This window comes from Metabacillus sp. YM-086 (assembly GCF_048059995.1).
Lineage (GTDB): Bacteria > Bacillota > Bacilli > Bacillales > Bacillaceae > Metabacillus > Metabacillus litoralis_B.
The window spans coordinates 35,474-52,248 of record NZ_JBLUOI010000001.1; the positions used below are offsets into that span (position 1 = coordinate 35,474).

20 protein-coding genes are annotated in these 16,775 nt (G+C 35.0%); 17 read left to right on the forward strand and 3 right to left on the reverse strand.

Features of this window, described 5'->3' with window-relative positions; translation table 11 throughout:
- Positions 1-92: 92 nt before the first annotated feature.
- The 7 genes from ACEWK1_RS00180 to ACEWK1_RS00210 all read left to right on the forward strand — a co-directional run bounded on the left by ACEWK1_RS00180 (position 93) and on the right by ACEWK1_RS00210 (position 2,751).
- On the forward strand, positions 93-503 hold the full coding sequence (locus tag ACEWK1_RS00180) for a hypothetical protein (RefSeq protein WP_212135190.1): 411 nt from the start codon (positions 93-95) through the stop codon (positions 501-503).
- An 11-nt stretch (positions 504-514) separates the two neighbouring features.
- Positions 515-1,027, forward strand: coding sequence for a TlpA family protein disulfide reductase (locus ACEWK1_RS00185; protein WP_212135149.1), 513 nt, complete (start codon positions 515-517; stop codon positions 1,025-1,027).
- 143 nt (positions 1,028-1,170) lie between these two features.
- Positions 1,171-1,302 carry an FbpB family small basic protein gene (locus tag ACEWK1_RS00190; RefSeq protein ID WP_121661554.1) on the forward strand — a complete coding sequence of 44 codons (132 nt, stop codon included), beginning with the start codon at positions 1,171-1,173 and terminating at the stop codon, positions 1,300-1,302.
- Positions 1,303-1,405: 103 nt separating this feature from the next.
- Complete coding sequence (locus tag ACEWK1_RS00195) at positions 1,406-1,543, forward strand: acid-soluble spore protein N (protein WP_098798278.1); 138 nt, start codon at positions 1,406-1,408, stop codon at positions 1,541-1,543.
- Between the two features lie 98 nt (positions 1,544-1,641).
- Positions 1,642-1,887 carry a small acid-soluble spore protein Tlp gene (gene tlp / locus ACEWK1_RS00200; protein WP_121661556.1) on the forward strand — a complete coding sequence of 82 codons (246 nt, stop codon included), beginning with the start codon at positions 1,642-1,644 and terminating at the stop codon, positions 1,885-1,887.
- A 145-nt stretch (positions 1,888-2,032) separates the two neighbouring features.
- Positions 2,033-2,449, forward strand: a complete 417-nt coding sequence (locus ACEWK1_RS00205) for an acyl-CoA thioesterase (protein ID WP_416635246.1) — start codon at positions 2,033-2,035, stop codon at positions 2,447-2,449.
- Complete coding sequence (locus tag ACEWK1_RS00210; RefSeq protein WP_416635248.1) at positions 2,449-2,751, forward strand: hypothetical protein; 303 nt, start codon at positions 2,449-2,451, stop codon at positions 2,749-2,751. The genes ACEWK1_RS00205 and ACEWK1_RS00210 overlap by 1 nt, the downstream gene beginning before the upstream one ends.
- A gap of 44 nt (positions 2,752-2,795) precedes the next feature.
- Here ACEWK1_RS00210 and ACEWK1_RS00215 read toward each other — a convergent pair whose 3' ends face one another.
- Both ACEWK1_RS00215 and plsY read right to left on the reverse strand, forming a co-directional pair.
- Positions 2,796-3,083, reverse strand: coding sequence for a HesB/YadR/YfhF family protein (locus ACEWK1_RS00215; RefSeq protein WP_121661558.1), 288 nt, complete (start codon positions 3,081-3,083; stop codon positions 2,796-2,798).
- A gap of 138 nt (positions 3,084-3,221) precedes the next feature.
- Positions 3,222-3,806, reverse strand: coding sequence for a glycerol-3-phosphate 1-O-acyltransferase PlsY (gene plsY, locus ACEWK1_RS00220; RefSeq protein WP_098798273.1), 585 nt, complete (start codon positions 3,804-3,806; stop codon positions 3,222-3,224).
- Between the two features lie 219 nt (positions 3,807-4,025).
- Here plsY and ACEWK1_RS00225 point away from each other — a divergent pair, with 219 nt between their 5' ends.
- The 3 genes from ACEWK1_RS00225 to parC all read left to right on the forward strand — a co-directional run bounded on the left by ACEWK1_RS00225 (position 4,026) and on the right by parC (position 9,113).
- Positions 4,026-4,439: a CoA-binding protein gene (locus ACEWK1_RS00225; protein ID WP_416635250.1), complete on the forward strand. Its 414-nt coding sequence runs from the start codon at positions 4,026-4,028 to the stop codon at positions 4,437-4,439.
- A gap of 264 nt (positions 4,440-4,703) precedes the next feature.
- Positions 4,704-6,671 carry a DNA topoisomerase IV subunit B gene (gene parE, locus ACEWK1_RS00230; protein WP_251393983.1) on the forward strand — a complete coding sequence of 656 codons (1,968 nt, stop codon included), beginning with the start codon at positions 4,704-4,706 and terminating at the stop codon, positions 6,669-6,671.
- 3 nt (positions 6,672-6,674) lie between these two features.
- A complete protein-coding gene (gene parC / locus ACEWK1_RS00235; protein ID WP_251403066.1) occupies positions 6,675-9,113 on the forward strand; it encodes a DNA topoisomerase IV subunit A in 2,439 nt (812 codons plus the stop codon).
- Between the two features lie 692 nt (positions 9,114-9,805).
- Here the strand turns inward: parC and ACEWK1_RS00240 are convergent.
- Positions 9,806-10,159: a hypothetical protein gene (locus ACEWK1_RS00240; protein WP_121661562.1), complete on the reverse strand. Its 354-nt coding sequence runs from the start codon at positions 10,157-10,159 to the stop codon at positions 9,806-9,808.
- Positions 10,160-10,424: 265 nt separating this feature from the next.
- Between ACEWK1_RS00240 and ACEWK1_RS00245 the strand changes: the two genes are divergently transcribed.
- The 7 genes from ACEWK1_RS00245 to ACEWK1_RS00275 all read left to right on the forward strand — a co-directional run bounded on the left by ACEWK1_RS00245 (position 10,425) and on the right by ACEWK1_RS00275 (position 16,668).
- Entirely contained in the window at positions 10,425-12,041 is a 1,617-nt protein-coding gene (locus tag ACEWK1_RS00245) for an ABC1 kinase family protein (RefSeq protein ID WP_416635253.1), read from the forward strand.
- Between the two features lie 153 nt (positions 12,042-12,194).
- Complete coding sequence (locus ACEWK1_RS00250) at positions 12,195-12,680, forward strand: DUF2243 domain-containing protein (RefSeq protein ID WP_416635255.1); 486 nt, start codon at positions 12,195-12,197, stop codon at positions 12,678-12,680.
- Positions 12,670-13,455, forward strand: coding sequence for a cytochrome c oxidase assembly protein (locus tag ACEWK1_RS00255; RefSeq protein WP_416635257.1), 786 nt, complete (start codon positions 12,670-12,672; stop codon positions 13,453-13,455). The genes ACEWK1_RS00250 and ACEWK1_RS00255 overlap by 11 nt, the downstream gene beginning before the upstream one ends.
- Positions 13,456-13,569: 114 nt before the next feature.
- Positions 13,570-14,196 (forward strand): ABC transporter ATP-binding protein, encoded by a 627-nt coding sequence (locus tag ACEWK1_RS00260; protein WP_416635259.1) that lies wholly within the window; start codon positions 13,570-13,572, stop codon positions 14,194-14,196.
- Positions 14,196-14,978: an ABC transporter permease gene (locus tag ACEWK1_RS00265; protein WP_251403090.1), complete on the forward strand. Its 783-nt coding sequence runs from the start codon at positions 14,196-14,198 to the stop codon at positions 14,976-14,978. Before ACEWK1_RS00260 ends, ACEWK1_RS00265 begins: the two co-directional genes overlap by 1 nt.
- A 146-nt stretch (positions 14,979-15,124) precedes the next feature.
- A complete protein-coding gene (locus tag ACEWK1_RS00270; RefSeq protein ID WP_251403328.1) occupies positions 15,125-16,174 on the forward strand; it encodes a flavin-containing monooxygenase in 1,050 nt (349 codons plus the stop codon).
- A gap of 26 nt (positions 16,175-16,200) precedes the next feature.
- Positions 16,201-16,668: a DUF523 domain-containing protein gene (locus tag ACEWK1_RS00275; protein WP_121661568.1), complete on the forward strand. Its 468-nt coding sequence runs from the start codon at positions 16,201-16,203 to the stop codon at positions 16,666-16,668.
- The last annotated feature ends 107 nt before the right edge of the window (positions 16,669-16,775 follow it).

Here is a 16,775-nt window from a genome sequence, read left to right on the forward strand (position 1 = left end):
CTAAAATCTGAAACTTGCCTATTATACATTGTCCTATAGTAAAATCCATGCTTAAATAAGAAGGGATATAGTCATTAAGGAGATCTGTATTTATGTATGATGCTTTACAGGTAGGGCCTTTTACAATCCAATATTTTTGGATTATCTCTATTTCTTCTTTTATTGCCACTTATTTTATATTAGATGGCCTTTTGAAGGAAACAACTGCAAAGAAATTTATGAAGCAACATTTTTGGACTGTAGTATTTATCATATTTATTACATATAAATTTAGTGTTGTCCTGTTTTACCCTCAACTTTTGTTAACAAATCGGTGGCTCTTCCTTACTGGAGGAAATAATGGCATATATTTAGGTTTATGTCTATCACTTATATTTTTATTAAGGAATATGGTTAGAGAAAGAATAGTATTCAAACATTTTGTATGTGGATTACTCATTCTGACAACGGTCTTTTTAGGGGCCTTTTCACTAGTGAAATTTATTGTATTGTCTGTCATGTAGGAGGTTTTATCATCTTGAAAAAGATAATAGCAGTATCCATTCTGGTTTTTCTTATCGGTTATGCCATTTATTATGCAATTAATCCTAATACGGCTAAAGAAGGTGTAACAGAAGGTAGTGCGGCACCTAACTTTGAATTAGCTACCCTTAACGGTGAATCAATGAGCTTAGAGAGTTTAAAGGGAAAGAAAGTGATCCTTAATTTCTGGGCAACTTGGTGTCCTCCTTGTCGTTCAGAAATGCCGGACATGCAAAGAATACAGGATGAACACGATGGGGACGTCGTTGTCGTCGCGGTTAACTTAACTAGCTCAGAAAGCAGTGTCAAGACAGTTGAAGACTTTGTAAATGAGTTAGGACTAACTTTTCCTGTCTTACTAGATGAAAAAGGAAAAGTTAATAATCAATTTGAAGTTTTATCTTATCCAACATCTTATTTTCTTGATGAAGAAGGTGTGATTCGAACAAAATTTGTTGGGGCAATGACGTACGACCAGATGAATGATTTATTAGATGATTTATAAACCGAGAATAGATCTCGGTTTTTATTTTTCTTAAATTTAAAAATTATCATTATCATCTCACTTTCAAATATTTTCTAAATATTGTGTTAAAAAATCAGAAAATTGGGTAACCTTTTTATAACAATATGGAGGTGATTGGCAACATGAGGAAAAGCAAAAAGAAATCGTTTGAGGAACTAGTAAAAGAAAATAGACAGCAATTGTTAAAAGATCGTGAAGCGCTTGAATTATTAGAAGAACGATGGGAACAGAGGATGTTAAAGAAACTTGATTAAGTTATATAAAATAAGAAGTGTTTTTTTCGTTCGCTTTTACAAGCTTTTCTAGTCATTAATTGTCTCGACAAAGGGTAATCTATTCTTTGAGGAGGCGATAATAGTGGGAAAAAATCAACAAGCACATCTCAACCCTTCACATATTGGAATGAAGTCTAGAGGATTTGGTAACAACAAAGGAAAACAAATGCAAGATAAATCTGGAGAACATGCTCAAGTCATCCAAACAAAGGGTGAATAAGAACAAAAACGTGTTTAAAAACTCCTTCAATAAAGCAGACTAACATTGTTTCTTTGCTTTAAGCATTGAATAAACAACGATGAAAGGAAGGATACACGATGACAAAACATAACAAACCTAATCCAGATGACCGTTCTGATAACGTAGAGAAATTACAGAGCATGGTGCAAAACACAATTGAAAACATTGAGGAAGCGCAGGATTCCATGCAATTTGCAAATCCAGAGGAACGTGAACGCATTGAAGCTAAGAATCATCGTCGTGAAGAGAGCATTAATGCAATGCGTAATGAAATAAAAGATGAAGCACAAGCACGTGAAAATGGATACAGATACGATCAATAAATAAATCAGGCTTTATGCCTGGTTTATTTTTTAGGCCTTTTTCTATGTTTTGATAGTCTTTATTAGACATACTTTAGTGTTAAAGATATGATAAATAATGGAATACACTAAAAAATGGGCAGCGATAGCAAGGAGAGCGGATTAGATGCATGTAACAAAAGCGGAAATAGAAGTAAGATATGCAGAAACAGATCAAATGGGTGTAGTTTACCATGCAAATTATCTTATTTGGATGGAAGTGGGAAGAACAAAGTTAATTCAGGATTTAGGTTTTTCATATGCAGGAATGGAAGATCAAGGAATCATTTCACCAGTCATTGATCTAGACATTTCTTATAAAAAACCATTAAGATATGGTGAAACAGCTACTATACATACATGGATTGAAGAATATAATGGCATAAAAAGTGTATATGGATACAAAATATATACTCCATCAGGTGATCTAGCAGTTCAAGCAAAATCAAGCCATGTGTGTGTACAAAAGGACACCTTTAGACCAGTAAAGTTTCGTAAATTATTCCCAGAATGGCATGAAGCCTACGAAAAGGCGAAAAGATAATGGCTTTTGGTATTTCCCGTTCTGAATTAACGAGATGGAAAGAAGAGGTTGAAAAAGGGGAAATCTCATTTTTAACACATTTCTGGCTTGATGATCGATTTCCTACCATTCATTGCGTAACCAAAGTTGGATGTGCCGACATTAACAAACTAAAAAAATGGGGAGCCTCATTTGACTTAAAACAAGAATGGATTCACTTTTATAAAGAATATCCTCATTTTGATATTATGGGGGAAACCCAATTAAAGGTTTTAAAACATTACGGATTAAATGATCATATAGCTCGTTTTAAATTATCGTAACATAAAGGGTCAAGGTATTTGACCCTTTATCATTATTTATAGCTTTAGTTATAGTGAAAAACAGGTTCATCAGCTTCTTCATCTAAAACTACATCTAAGTCATGATCATCGAAATACCATAAGTCTCTATTTTCAACATAAAATGTAATACCTTGGCTCTCTACACTTGAACCAATTTCCTCAGGTTCTTGTTTGACGACCCCTAGTGAGAAGCCTTTCTGAACATTGCTACATCCACCATATCGTACGAAAAAGTGGACTTTATCACCTTTTTGAAGTTGCAATTCATTTATATACCAGCTTACAGCTTTATCTTCTATTGTAATCTTCATCAATAACACTCCTTTTTCACCTACAAAATACACTTTTTATTATAAACTAGAAAAGATAATAGAGCTAATAATCATGATTAAGCATGATCAAGTAAGAAAGACCAATCTAAAATTAGGATTGGTCTTTTATACTTACTTTCAGAGCCATTTTACTTTTGGCTCTGTTTTGTTCAAAATCCTTTTAATATTCGCACGGTGACGATATACGACAAAGATCGTTAGAAGTGAAATAACGATAATGAGTGGAATATCCTTCGTGAAAATGCTGTATACGATTCCGTATACACCTGCAAGCATAGAGGAAAGCGAAACATACTTAGAAATATATAAAACAATAAAGAAGAATGCTAGCATCGTGATGAACATAAGTGGTACATAGCATAATAAAACACCACCAGAAGTAGCAACAGCTTTTCCGCCTTTAAATTTTGCAAAAATGGGATATGTATGACCGATTACAGCAACTACACCTACTAGAAGCGGATGTAACCCATGTATATTAAATAAGTCTGGTAAAGCTGTAGCAAGCGTACCCTTAAGGATATCAGCACTTGTCACAATAATTCCTGCTTTTATACCAAGTGTTCGAAATGTATTTGTACCACCGAGGTTACCACTACCATGTTCACGAATATCAATACCATAACCTAGTTTTCCAACTATAAGGCCTGACGGAATGGAACCAAGTAAATAAGCTAAAATAAATATTAGGACTTCAATCATGTTTGTACTCCTTTGCATAATCTTCTTATATTCTATCATGAGGAAAAGATAAAATCTCCATGAGAGAATAAAAAAACCTAAAAACTCTCATGTTAAAGTTATATAAATGACTATTATAGTATAAGAAATATAAATTATTATCATTCAGTATTTATTGTACATATCATTTGTTAGAGGCGAATGAACTTGATATGATTAAGTAAAAAGGAGCTGGAAAAAATGGCAATAGAATATCCAACTAGAGATGAGATTGGACAAATTTTAAAAAATAGCAAAAAAATTGCAGTTGTCGGGTTGTCGGATAATCCAGAACGTACTTCATATATGGTTAGTAAGGCAATGCAGGATGCAGGTTATGAAATTATCCCTGTAAATCCAGGCGTAGATGAAGTACTTGGACAAAAAGCAGTTGAAAACCTAACGGATATAAAAGAACATATCGATATTGTAAACGTTTTTAGACGTTCAGAACACCTGCTTGATGTGGCAAAAGAATTTTTACAAATTGATGCTGATGTTTATTGGGCACAATTAGGGCTTGAAAATGAAGAGGCCTATCATCTTCTAAAAGAAAACGATAAAACAGTTATCATGAATCGTTGTATTAAGGTTGAGCATGCTATGACAAAGTAATATAAGAGTATTATGAAAAAATCCTTGTAAAACAAGGATTTTTTCCTTTATTACACGAATAATGTTTCCTAAAACCAATTTACCATATACAATAAAGCATGGATATAAGGTAAATTGTAGTCATAATCAGCATTAAAAACTTTTACTTGATTTTCTTTTGCTTAGTGGGGGTTGTCGATCTGCAAATTATTGTATAAAATACTAAAACATGCGTTCTAACTAAGAATAGGATTTATTGTGTGTCATTGAAAGGGGTTTAGTCGCTTGGGTAAGAAGCAACAGTTTGATTATAATGATGATGCTATTCAGGTCCTTGAAGGGCTAGAGGCCGTTAGAAAACGTCCTGGAATGTACATCGGTAGTACAGATAGCCGAGGCTTGCATCATCTCGTATACGAAATCGTCGATAACTCTGTGGATGAAGCCCTAGCTGGTCACGGAGATCATATAATTGTCAAAATACATAAAGATAATAGTATTTCTGTACAAGATAAAGGTCGAGGTATGCCAATTGGTATGCACAAGCTTGGCAAACCAACTCCTGAGGTTATTTTAACCGTATTACATGCAGGAGGTAAGTTTGGTCAAGGTGGTTATAAAACAAGTGGTGGTTTACATGGAGTAGGTGCATCTGTAGTAAATGCACTTTCTGAATGGTTAGTCGTAACAATCCAGCGTGATGGATTTATATATGAGCAGCGTTTTGAAAATGGAGGGAAACCAGCTACCACCCTTGAAAAGAAAGGGAAGACAACTAAAACTGGAACACGAATTCATTTTAAACCTGATCCGGTGATGTTTAGTACAACTACGTATAACTTCGAAACTTTAAGTGAACGTTTACGTGAGTCGGCTTTTCTTTTGAAAGGGTTTAAAATTGAGCTAATTGATGAACGCAACGACAACTCAGAGATATACCATTATGAAACGGGTATTGAAGCATTTGTCACATATTTAAATGAGGAAAAAGATGCTTTACATCCAGTTGTCTCATTTGAAGGTGAACAAAACGGCATTGAAGTTGAGTTTGCATTTCAATTTAATGATGGTTACTCTGAAAATATTTTATCTTTCGTTAACAATGTTCGAACAAAAGATGGTGGAACACATGAGGCCGGTTCTAAAACAGCAATGACAAGAGCCTTTAATGAATATGCAAGAAAAACAGGATTATTAAAGGAAAAAGATAAGAACTTAGAAGGATCTGATATTCGTGAGGGATTATCAGCTATCATCTCTGTAAGAATTCCAGAAGAGCTTCTTCAGTTTGAAGGTCAAACAAAAGGAAAGCTTGGTACTAGTGAAGCAAGATCTGCTGTAGATGCGATTGTGTCTGAAAATCTTTCCTACTTTTTAGAAGAAAACCCTGATTCTGGTACTTTACTTGTTAAAAAAGCGATCAAAGCTTTTCAAGCAAGAGAGGCAGCGCGCAAGGCACGTGAAGAAGCACGTAGCGGTAAAAAACGTAAGCGTTCAGAAACAACTCTTAGTGGAAAGTTAACACCTGCTCAATCTCGAAACCCACAAAAAAATGAGCTGTACTTAGTTGAGGGTGATTCTGCAGGTGGATCAGCAAAACAAGGAAGAGACCGCCGCTTTCAAGCAGTACTTCCTTTACGTGGTAAGGTTATCAATACAGAAAAGGCAAAGCTTGCAGACATCTTCAAAAATGAAGAGATTAATACAATTATTCATGCAATTGGGGCGGGTGTAGGTGCTGACTTTACAGTTGATGATGTGAATTATGATAAAGTTATTATTATGACAGATGCCGACACGGATGGAGCTCATATTCAGGTTCTTCTTTTAACATTCTTTTATCGATATATGAAGCCATTAATTGAGAATGGTAAAGTATTTATTGCATTACCACCTTTATATAAAGTAAGTAAAGGATCGGGCAAAAAAGAAGTTGTAGAATATGCTTGGTCAGATGAAGAGCTAGACGGTGCTATAAAGAAAGTCGGAAAAGGATACATGATTCAGAGATACAAGGGTCTTGGTGAGATGAATGCAGACCAATTGTGGGAAACAACAATGAACCCAGAGTCAAGAACGCTTATTCGAGTGAAAATTGACGATGCAGCACGTGCTGAGCGTCGAGTTACGACTTTAATGGGGGATAAAGTTGAACCTCGTAGAAAATGGATTGAAAGTAACGTGGCCTTTGGTCTTGATGAAGAAACAAATATATTAGAAAATGAGCACTTATCGGTCGCAGAGGAGGTATAGAATTTGGCAGATTCAGTAGAGATTTTTCGAGATTTACCTCTTGAAGATGTGCTTGGTGACCGTTTTGGGCGATATAGTAAGTACATTATTCAAGATCGTGCGTTACCTGATGCACGTGATGGATTAAAACCTGTACAACGAAGAATTTTATATGCTATGCACGTTGACGGGAACACAAATGATAAAAACTATCGTAAATCAGCAAAAACAGTCGGGAACGTAATTGGTAACTATCATCCTCATGGTGATACATCAGTTTATGATGCAATGGTTCGTATGAGTCAGGATTGGAAAGTTCGTAATCTTCTTATCCAGATGCATGGAAACAACGGAAGTATAGATGGTGACCCTCCAGCCGCAATGCGTTATACAGAAGCAAGATTATCTGCAATCGCTTCTGAACTTTTACGTGATATAGATAAGGAAACTGTTGAGTTTGTTCCAAACTTTGATGACACAAGTAAGGAGCCTTTAGTGCTCCCAGCTATGTTTCCGAATCTACTCGTGAATGGGTCAACCGGTATATCTGCTGGTTACGCAACAGAAATTCCTCCACATCACCTAGGTGAAGTGATTGATGCTGTTATAAAACGAATGGAAAAACCAAATTGTACGGTTGATGAATTAATGACCGTGATTAAAGGTCCAGATTTTCCAACAGGCGGAATCATTCAAGGTGTGGAAGGTATAAAAAAGGCCTATGAAACAGGTAAAGGCAAGATTATTGTCCGTGGGAAAGCCGAAATTGAAGAAATTCGCGGTGGGAAACAGCAAATTTCAATTTCAGAAATTCCTTTTGAGGTTAATAAGGCGAATCTTGTTAAACGTATGGATGAATTTCGTATTGAGCGTAAGGTTGAAGGAATTGCAGAAGTACGTGATGAAACAGATCGTACAGGACTGCGTATCGTAATCGAGCTAAAAAAGGATGCTAATGCGGAAGGTGTCCTAAACTATTTATACAAAAATAGTGACCTCCAAATAACGTATAACTTTAATATGGTGGCGATACACAATCGTCGTCCGACGTTGATGGGTTTACCTTCCATTTTAGATGCTTATATTGGTCATCAAAAAGAGGTAGTAACAAACCGTTCGAATTATGAACTTCGTAAAGCTCGCGAACGTCAGCATATTGTTGAAGGTTTAATCAAAGCATTATCGATTTTAGATGAAGTAATTGCAACAATACGTGCTTCAAAAGATAAGCGTGATGCAAAGGATAACTTAATTCAAAAGTATGAATTTACTGAACCTCAAGCAGAAGCGATCGTTTCATTACAACTTTATCGATTAACGAATACAGATATAACGGCGTTAAGAAATGAATCAGAAGAGCTAGCTTTAAAGATAGAAGAACTATCAAGCATTCTTAATGATGAAAATGTTTTATTAAAAGTGATAAAGACCGATTTGAAAAAAGTGAAAAAAACATATGCAGATAACCGTCGTTCAGTCATTGAAGCTGAAATTGAAGAAATTAAGATCAATCTTGAGGTGATGATTGCCTCTGAAGATGTAATCGTAACAGTTACAAAGGACGGTTATGTGAAGAGAACGAGCCAACGCTCATATGCAGCATCAAACGGTCAGGATTTTGGAATGAAAGAGACCGACCGATTGCTTACTAAACTTGACATTAATACAACAGAAGTTGTGCTGTTGTTTACGAATAAAGGAAATTATCTGTACTGTCCTGTACATGAACTTCCAGACATCCGTTGGAAAGACCTTGGTCAGCATATAGCAAATATTATTCCAATTGAACGGGATGAAGAAATCTTAAAGGCAATACCTGTTAAAAATTTTGATGAACCTCTCTTTGTTACTTTCATTACAAAGCATGGAATGGTGAAAAAATCAGAGCTTAGTCAATATAAAGCACAACGATATTCGAAGCCTTTAGTGGCTGTTAACTTAAAAGGTGATGACATTGTTGTAGACGTTCATATCACTAGTGGGAAAGATGATCTATTTCTTGTTACTCATTTAGGCTATGGATTGTGGTTTGCTGAAGAAGAAGTGAATATTGTAGGTCCACGTGCTGCAGGAGTTAAGGGGATTAACTTAAAGCCGGAGGACTATGTTGTTAGCGGAAATGTATTAAAACCAGACCAAAAGGCATATTTAGTCATTGCAACTCAAAGAGGTGCAGTTAAGAAGATGTCTATCAATGATTTTGAGAAGTCATCTCGTGCAAAACGTGGTCTCATTATGCTTCGAGAACTTAAAAACAATCCTCATCGAATAGTTGGGGGAGCAATTGTTTATAAACAAGAAGAGTTCTTCTTGGAATCAGAACAGGGTGTTGTTGAAAGTATTAATGTGTCAACGCTACGGGCAAACGACCGATACAGCAATGGCTCATTTATCTTAGATGAACAAGATGCTGGTTCTGTAACAGAGGTGTGGATAAAAGACGCTGAGGAAAAAGAGAGCTAATAAATAAAGAGGGCTGACCAGATTGGTCAGCCCTCTCAGACTGTAGACAATCTCGATAAAAATTGGGCTTGCCTACAGTCTTTTTTTTGGCTTTAGGTGAAAGGGGGCCGTTGATTTCCATTCCAGGCGCTTCGCTTTCCGCGGGGCTGGCGGTGAGCCTCCTCGTCGCCAAGCTCCTGCGGGTCTAACCTGTCCAGCTGCTCCCGCAGGAGTCTGCGCGCCTTCCACTTCAATCAACAGAAACTTTAAACTTTATGTGCAGCAGTAATAAAACATACCTAAAATGGGCTTTATAGTGCATGAGGTGATGGAGATGTTATCAAAGAAGAGTTCAAACGCACGAGATCAATTAGAGATGGTTACCGTAGATCAGCTTGTTCCTTAAGGTCATTAGGTCCTTATGCTGGAGCTGGCATAGAATTCTCTCCCGGGTGTCTTTTCTAATAAAAAAGCCAACTCAAAGACAAAAAGGGTTAGGAATGTGACCATTCCAAACCCTTTTGTCTATAACCTGAAAGGGCTGACCAGATTGGTCAGCCCTTCATTACATTATTTTTTATTAAAATAATCTGTAAAAGCATGTAGGATTTCAATACCTTGATAGGTGAACAAACTAAGAGCAGTAATTGAAAAAAGAACAACAGGAATCATTCTTAACCAAAACATCATTTATAAAACCTCCAATTTTGTTTTTATGCTAATAAGGTTGGTTTCAATAAATGATTTTTTGAAAAGTATGAGGATTGGTAATAAACAGCGTATAAAAATGGTCTTAATTGTTGTCTATGTGTTAACAATTGACCAAATAAAAACATTGCAAGAGCAATAATCAAAACAATGTAAGCTGTATCTACTGAGCGAAATAGGTCAAAGTGCTTTTGATCTTCCTCGACAATCAGTACTCCGGCAGTTGCTTCATTCTCAACAGCAATTATTTTTCCTTGATTTGTAGGATGATGATAAATCGTAGACATTGAAACAAGTTGTAAGCCAGAAAGAGAGATTAATAGCACCATAAATGACTTTATCAGCAATAGATGTTTCAATTGTCTCACCCCTTTGCTGTTTGATAGATAATATCTTAAACCTTTTTTATTCATTTGAAAAGAGATTTGTTTGCCTTAAAAGGCCATTTTCTTTCGAATGAGAGTTGTAAGGGTTACCAAGAGGCATACTTACTTCAGTCATTCTTTGTATAAATTTTCCTTTAATAAAAGGAGTTTCTCTTTTTTTGTTGAATTAAGCGGAGAAAGATTAGTAGCTGATTTGCTGTGCTAAGGATTTTAACAATTAGAAAAAGAGGTTTATATAATGAAAATAAGAAGTAAGTGGAGTCGAATGTCAAAGGTTTTGTTATTATTTTTTTCAATATTTATAAGGATTTACTGGTTTAAACTGAGGAAAAAATCTGAACAAGAATGGGATTTGTTATGGGGGAAGATCGGCGAAGAGTTTCGAAAAACACTTTTTGAATTAGAAGGTTTACTTATAAAGGTTGGTCAAATTTTAACTATTCGTGCGGATTTACTTCCTCATTCCTTTATAAAGGAAATTCAGGATTTAACGGATAAAGTACCTCCTTCAGAATGGAAAGAGATTAAAGCTGTGATTGAAGAAGAATGGGGATGCGAACTTAATAAAAACCTACTTTCAATTGAGAAAGCTTCAATTGCATCTGCATCAATAGGGGAAGTGTACCGAGCAGTTTTAAATAATGGAGAAAAAGTCGCGATAAAAGTACAAAGACCCCGGATTCAGTCTATTGTTTCAACTGATTTTCGCACATTAGGGATTATTATATGGTTTGCGGATCTTTTTGTTCCGGTTCCTAAGGGGTTTATTAATTTTAAAGTGTTATATAAAGAATTAAATCATGTGATTGAACAAGAGCTCGATTTTCAAAAAGAAATGAAATCATTATTATTTTTCAAAGAAAGATTTAAAACAGATGATGATGTGAAAATTCCACATGTATATTCTGATCTTTGCACATCAAAGATTATCGTAATGGAATGGGTAGAAGGAATAAGGTTAACAAACGATAAAGCTCTTGAATCAATAGAATTAAGCCGTGAAGAACTCGCACAACGACTCCTTAAGGTGTTTCTTCCTCAATGGCTCGAGCCTGGAATATTTCATGCAGACCCACATCCGGGAAATATTCTCATTACTAAGGATGGACAAGTAATTTTATTAGATTTTGGAATGGTGGGGGAAATAACTAAAAAAGACGCCTCTTATTTTCAAAGTTTAATTGGCAGTATACTTGCAAAAGATTACTCTAAAGCAGTTGAATGCTTATCACAATTAGGATTTCTACATCCTCAAGCTGATCTTAGGACAATGGAAAAACTACTTGCTGAATTAGTTACCTTTGATATAGCTGCTTTAAAAGAAACAGATTTAATTCAATTAAAAATGGAAATGAACGATATAATTCAGGCATTACCTATTCAAGTTCCAACAAGGTTTGTTTTTCTCGGTCGATCAGTTGTAACAATTGAAGGAATTCTTCGTCAAGTTGCACCTGAAGCAGAAATGCTAGAATTAGGAAGACCTGTTTTTATGAGGTGGCTACAAAAGCAAGGAAATAATAAGTGGTCGTTTCTCTGGCAATGGGCTCAATCTCAGCCTGTTTTTAAGGTTGTACATTCTGTAAATGAGTTTTTACAATTACCTCAAAAATTAGAGTCAATAAAGGAAAAGGAGCAGAGAAGACATTTCCAGTTTGTTATATATGAAAATAATAAAAAACGATTTTTTCAACTACTACTAATTGGGCTAATCGGATTCTGTTTTGGATTATATAGCGGACAATCTGTTCTTTGGCAATTATCTACAGCTATTGGGTTCATATCGATTATTGGGTTTTTCATTTGTAGTTTTAAACTGAAAAAATGGATGAAATATATGCAGGAACGAAAATGAATGAAGTTGCCCTGTTTAAAAGTAAGAGTATACATTCGTCTAGAGTGTATACTCTTTTTATTTCAAGGATATTAAAAGGTGTATATAGGATTCCTTTTAATGGTTAAACTGTTTATCTGGATATATCGGTAGGTTTAATTGAGGAGGAAAAGGATGTTTTCTGATTTCAAAAAATATTTATCACGTAATCTATGGTCTGGTTTTTTATTTGGAATAGGCTTAGCAGCCTTTATTGATGAAACTGTGTTTCACCAACTTTTGCGTTGGCATCATTTTTATGATCGATCAACAACAGATGTTGGTCTAATATCAGATGGACTTTTTCATGCATTTAGTTGGTTTGCTACTATTTGGGGTTTGTTCCTGCTTGCCGATCTTCGAAGAAAACAAGGGTTTTGGTTTAAAAGGTGGTGGGGAGGTATGCTTGTAGGTTCGGGTGGATTTCAACTTTACGATGGGATTATTCAACACAAATTAATGAGAATTCATCAGATTCGCTATGTAGAAAATATCCTTCCATATGATTTGATTTGGAATATAATAGCCGCAATAATGATTTTAGTTGGCTGTATTCTTTTATTCCAAACAAAAAATCACGCGAAAAAAAGCAAGGGAATGGATGCTACATATGAACAATAATCATAATCACCATTCAACTTGGGATACCCTTGATTTATACTTTATAATAGGATTTTGCTTGCTTCTTTTCATTTATGTTCTTGCAGCTGTATTTGCGAATCATAAAAATAGAAAGTGGCCCCTTTACCGAACAATATTATGGATATTAGGTATTTTATGTGCTGCTATTTCATTGGTAGGACCTATTGCTAACCGAGCCCATTTCGATTTTACATTTCATATGATTGGTCATTTATTGCTTGGAATGCTTTCCCCGTTATTAATGGTCCTTGCAGCTCCAATATCATTAATGATGAAGGCATTGAGTGTAACAGCTTCCCGACGTTTGTCTCGTGTTTTAAGAAGCTGGCCTATTAGAACGATTAGTGACCCAATCGCTTCTTCTTTGCTTAATATAGGTGGGTTATGGATACTTTATTTAACTGACCTTTACTCACTCATGCATCAGAATGTGTTTTTGCATTTGATCATACATATTCATGTTTTTTTGGCAGGTTATCTGTTTACGTCTTCCATGATATCGTTTGACCCAAACCCTCATAAAGCAAGTTTTACATATCGTGCTTGTGTCTTAATCAGTGCTCTAGCTAGTCATGGGATATTATCAAAATTAATATATGCTAATCCACCAGCTTCTGTTTCAAAAGTTCAGGCAGAGGCTGGAGCAATGTTGATGTACTATGGTGGGGATCTCATAGACCTTGTTCTTATTTATTTTCTTTGTTTAGAATGGTATAAAGCAACTAGACCAAGAGCAATTACAATACCTACGTAATGGAATTAGCTTTACGTAGGTTTTTTTGATAATTTCTACTTTTGGACTGAAAAAAGAAAAATATTTTACAAATCTCTAAATTTAGTAGATTATAGGTTTTATGGAGGTAGTGCAATGTTTACATTACAAAATATTCGTTACAAAGAAATATTAAATATTGAATCACTTAATATACCAGCAAATAAAGTGACTTTTCTTGTCGGAGAAAGTGGTGCAGGAAAATCAACATTATTAAAAATGTTAAATATCATGTTGTCTCCAGACCATGGTCAGATTTTTTATAAGAAAGAAAATATAGATGATCTTGATCCTATATATCATAGAAGAAATGTTATCATGCTATCACAACAACCGACGATATTTGAAGGAACAATTAGAGAAAACTTGAACAAAGGTCTTATTTTCGCAGGTGAAAAAGAAAAAGAAGATAAAGAGCTAAAGCAAGCACTAACTATTGTTTATTTAGAGAAAAATCTTGATGAAAAGGCTGATACCCTTTCAGGAGGGGAAAAACAAAGACTTGCGCTTGCACGAATTCTTTTGTTAGATGCGGAAGTTTATTTATTGGATGAACCGACTTCAGCCCTAGATGAGGTAACAGAAGAAATGGTCATGAAGAATTTTATCGAAATGATAAAGAAAAATAATAAAACAGCCATTCTTATTACACATTCTCAAAAGCTTGTTTCCACTTATGCTGAAAATGTTGTTACCTTAAAGAAAAGTGGGGGTGAGAGTTGATGGAGAATGTGATAAGAGATATTGAGCTGTGGAGGCTAGCTGCTGGATATTTATTTATTATATTATTGATTGCATTCGTTAGATGGAGAGGCTTAAATAGAGAAATCCGCATTATTGTTTCTACAGCAAGAATGACGATTCAATTAGTGCTCGTTGGATACATCCTGACGTACATTTTTGAAGAGCCAAACCCTTATATCATCATGTTTATCGTGCTGTTTATGCTTACTTTTTCAATTTTTAATACATATAAGCAGGTGGCAAAACCATTATCTAAAAAACTAAAACAAATTATTGCTCTCTCAATGACTGCCGGTTCGCTTCTTACGTTAATTTACTTTAATTTTGTTGTCATTCATTTTCAACCTTGGTATGAGCCTCATTATCTGATTCCAATAGCAGGAATGATAATAGGAAACTCAATGACAGGGATTACTCTTGGTGTGAAGAATTTAGTAGAAGGTATCGAAAAGGAAAAGCACTTAATTGAGGGTGCACTCATGTTAGGAGCTAAGCCTGAAGCCGCCACCAAGTCTGTTGTCAACTCTGCATTTGATTCAGCAATATTACCAACAATTAATAGTATGGTAGGTATGGGAATCGTTTTCTTACCAGGGATGATGACAGGTCAAATATTAGCCGGAATAAATCCAATCATAGCGATTGAATATCAAATTGCAGTTTTGCTCGGTATTGCTGGAAGTGTAGCTCTAACAGTCATGATTTTCACATCATTTGGTTATAAAACTTTCTTTAATGACCGTCAACAGTTTATTAAGTAGTAAAAGCTAATTATGCAGCTCTCGAAGCTGCGTAATTGGCTTTTTTGTTTACCAACAGTAAATGCTTTGAAAATATTATTGACAAATTCTACCTAGAAGAATAAATTATATATGATAATATGTTCATGTATTGTATGTAAGGTGTGATTACGATGATGTATGATGTTTTAATTATTGGTGCAGGTCAAGCGGGTCTTTCAATGGGGTATTTTCTTAAACAAAGTCATTTATCTTTTTTAATTATAGATAAGGAACAAGAAATTGGAGATGTATGGCGGAAACGCTATGATTCTTTGGTTTTATTTACACCTAAAAGATACAGTTCTTTACCAGGTTTGATGATGGAAGGAAATGTAGATGAATTTCCAAAAAGAGACGAGGTAGTTGAGTATCTTAAAAAATATGCAACTACTTACTCTTTACCAATAAAACATGGTACCGAAGTGATTAGTGTTGAAAAAACTAAAAATATTTTTCATGTGGTAACAAATAGAGGAGAGTTGTTAGCAAAACAAATAGTAGTTGCTACAGGACCTTTTCAAACACCGAAAATACCTGAAATCTCTCAAAATCTAGATAAGAGCATTAAACAACTTCACTCATCTCAATATAAAAATAGTAATCAACTACAGGATGGGGCTGTTTTAGTGATTGGGGGAGGTAACTCTGGGACACAAATAGCCGTTGAATTATCGAAAACAAGAGAAGTATATTTATCTATTAGTCAAAAGCTGAAATTCTTACCGTTAACTTTTGCCTCTAAAAGTATATTTTGGTGGTTTGATAAATTAGGTATATTACATGCAAACCGTGACTCTTTTATAGCTAAAAAGCTTCAGCAGCAGGGTGATCCTGTTTTTGGGTATGAGTTAAAAGAATCAATTCAAAAAGGGAATGTAAGCTTAAAGCCTAGAACAAGAAATGCTGAACATTCGACCATATACTTTGAAGATGGAGATACTATAAAGGTAAAAAACATCATATGGGCAACAGGCTTTTGCTTAGATTATCAATGGATTAAAATAAAGGAAGCTTTTGATATGCAAGGAAATCCAAAGCATAAAAGAGGTGTTACTAGTGTTAGTGGATTGTATTTCTTAGGACTTCCATGGCAGCATAGAAGAGGATCAGCCCTATTGCTTGGGGTTGGAAATGATGCAAAATATCTATTTCAACAAATTATTGAAAAAACTTAAATAGTGTGTAGGAAGGGGACAGGGGAATGTTGTTGGTTAGCTCTTGTTTAGCCGGAATGGAAGTAAGATACAATGGAACACACAGCCTAGTTGAAGAAATAAGGGAATTAGTAAAAGAAAATAAAGCTGTAGCGGTGTGTCCGGAATTACTCGGAGGCTTCACCACACCTAGAGAGCCAGCAGAAATTGTTGGAGGAAATGGAGAAAATGTTTTAGATGGTTATGCTAGAGTTATAGAAAGTTCAGGAAACGATGTAACAGATTTGTACATAAAAGGGGCATATTCTACACTTGAAAAAGCCAAAAAGATGAAAGCTAAGGCAGTGATATTAAAAGATTATAGTCCTTCATGCGGCAGTTCGATGATTTATAATGGAGAATTTAAGGGAAATAAAATAATAGGAAACGGAGTAACAGCCGCTTTACTAGAGAGAAACGGGATAAAGGTGTTTTCTGAAAACAATCTGCCTAACGATATAAGTAAACTTTTATAAAAGTTTACTTATATCAGGATTATGCTATAGATAAAAAAATGAATACAAAACAACGAGTTTACTTGTTACAAACACATCGAATTCATTAAAAATTTCTATTTGACATG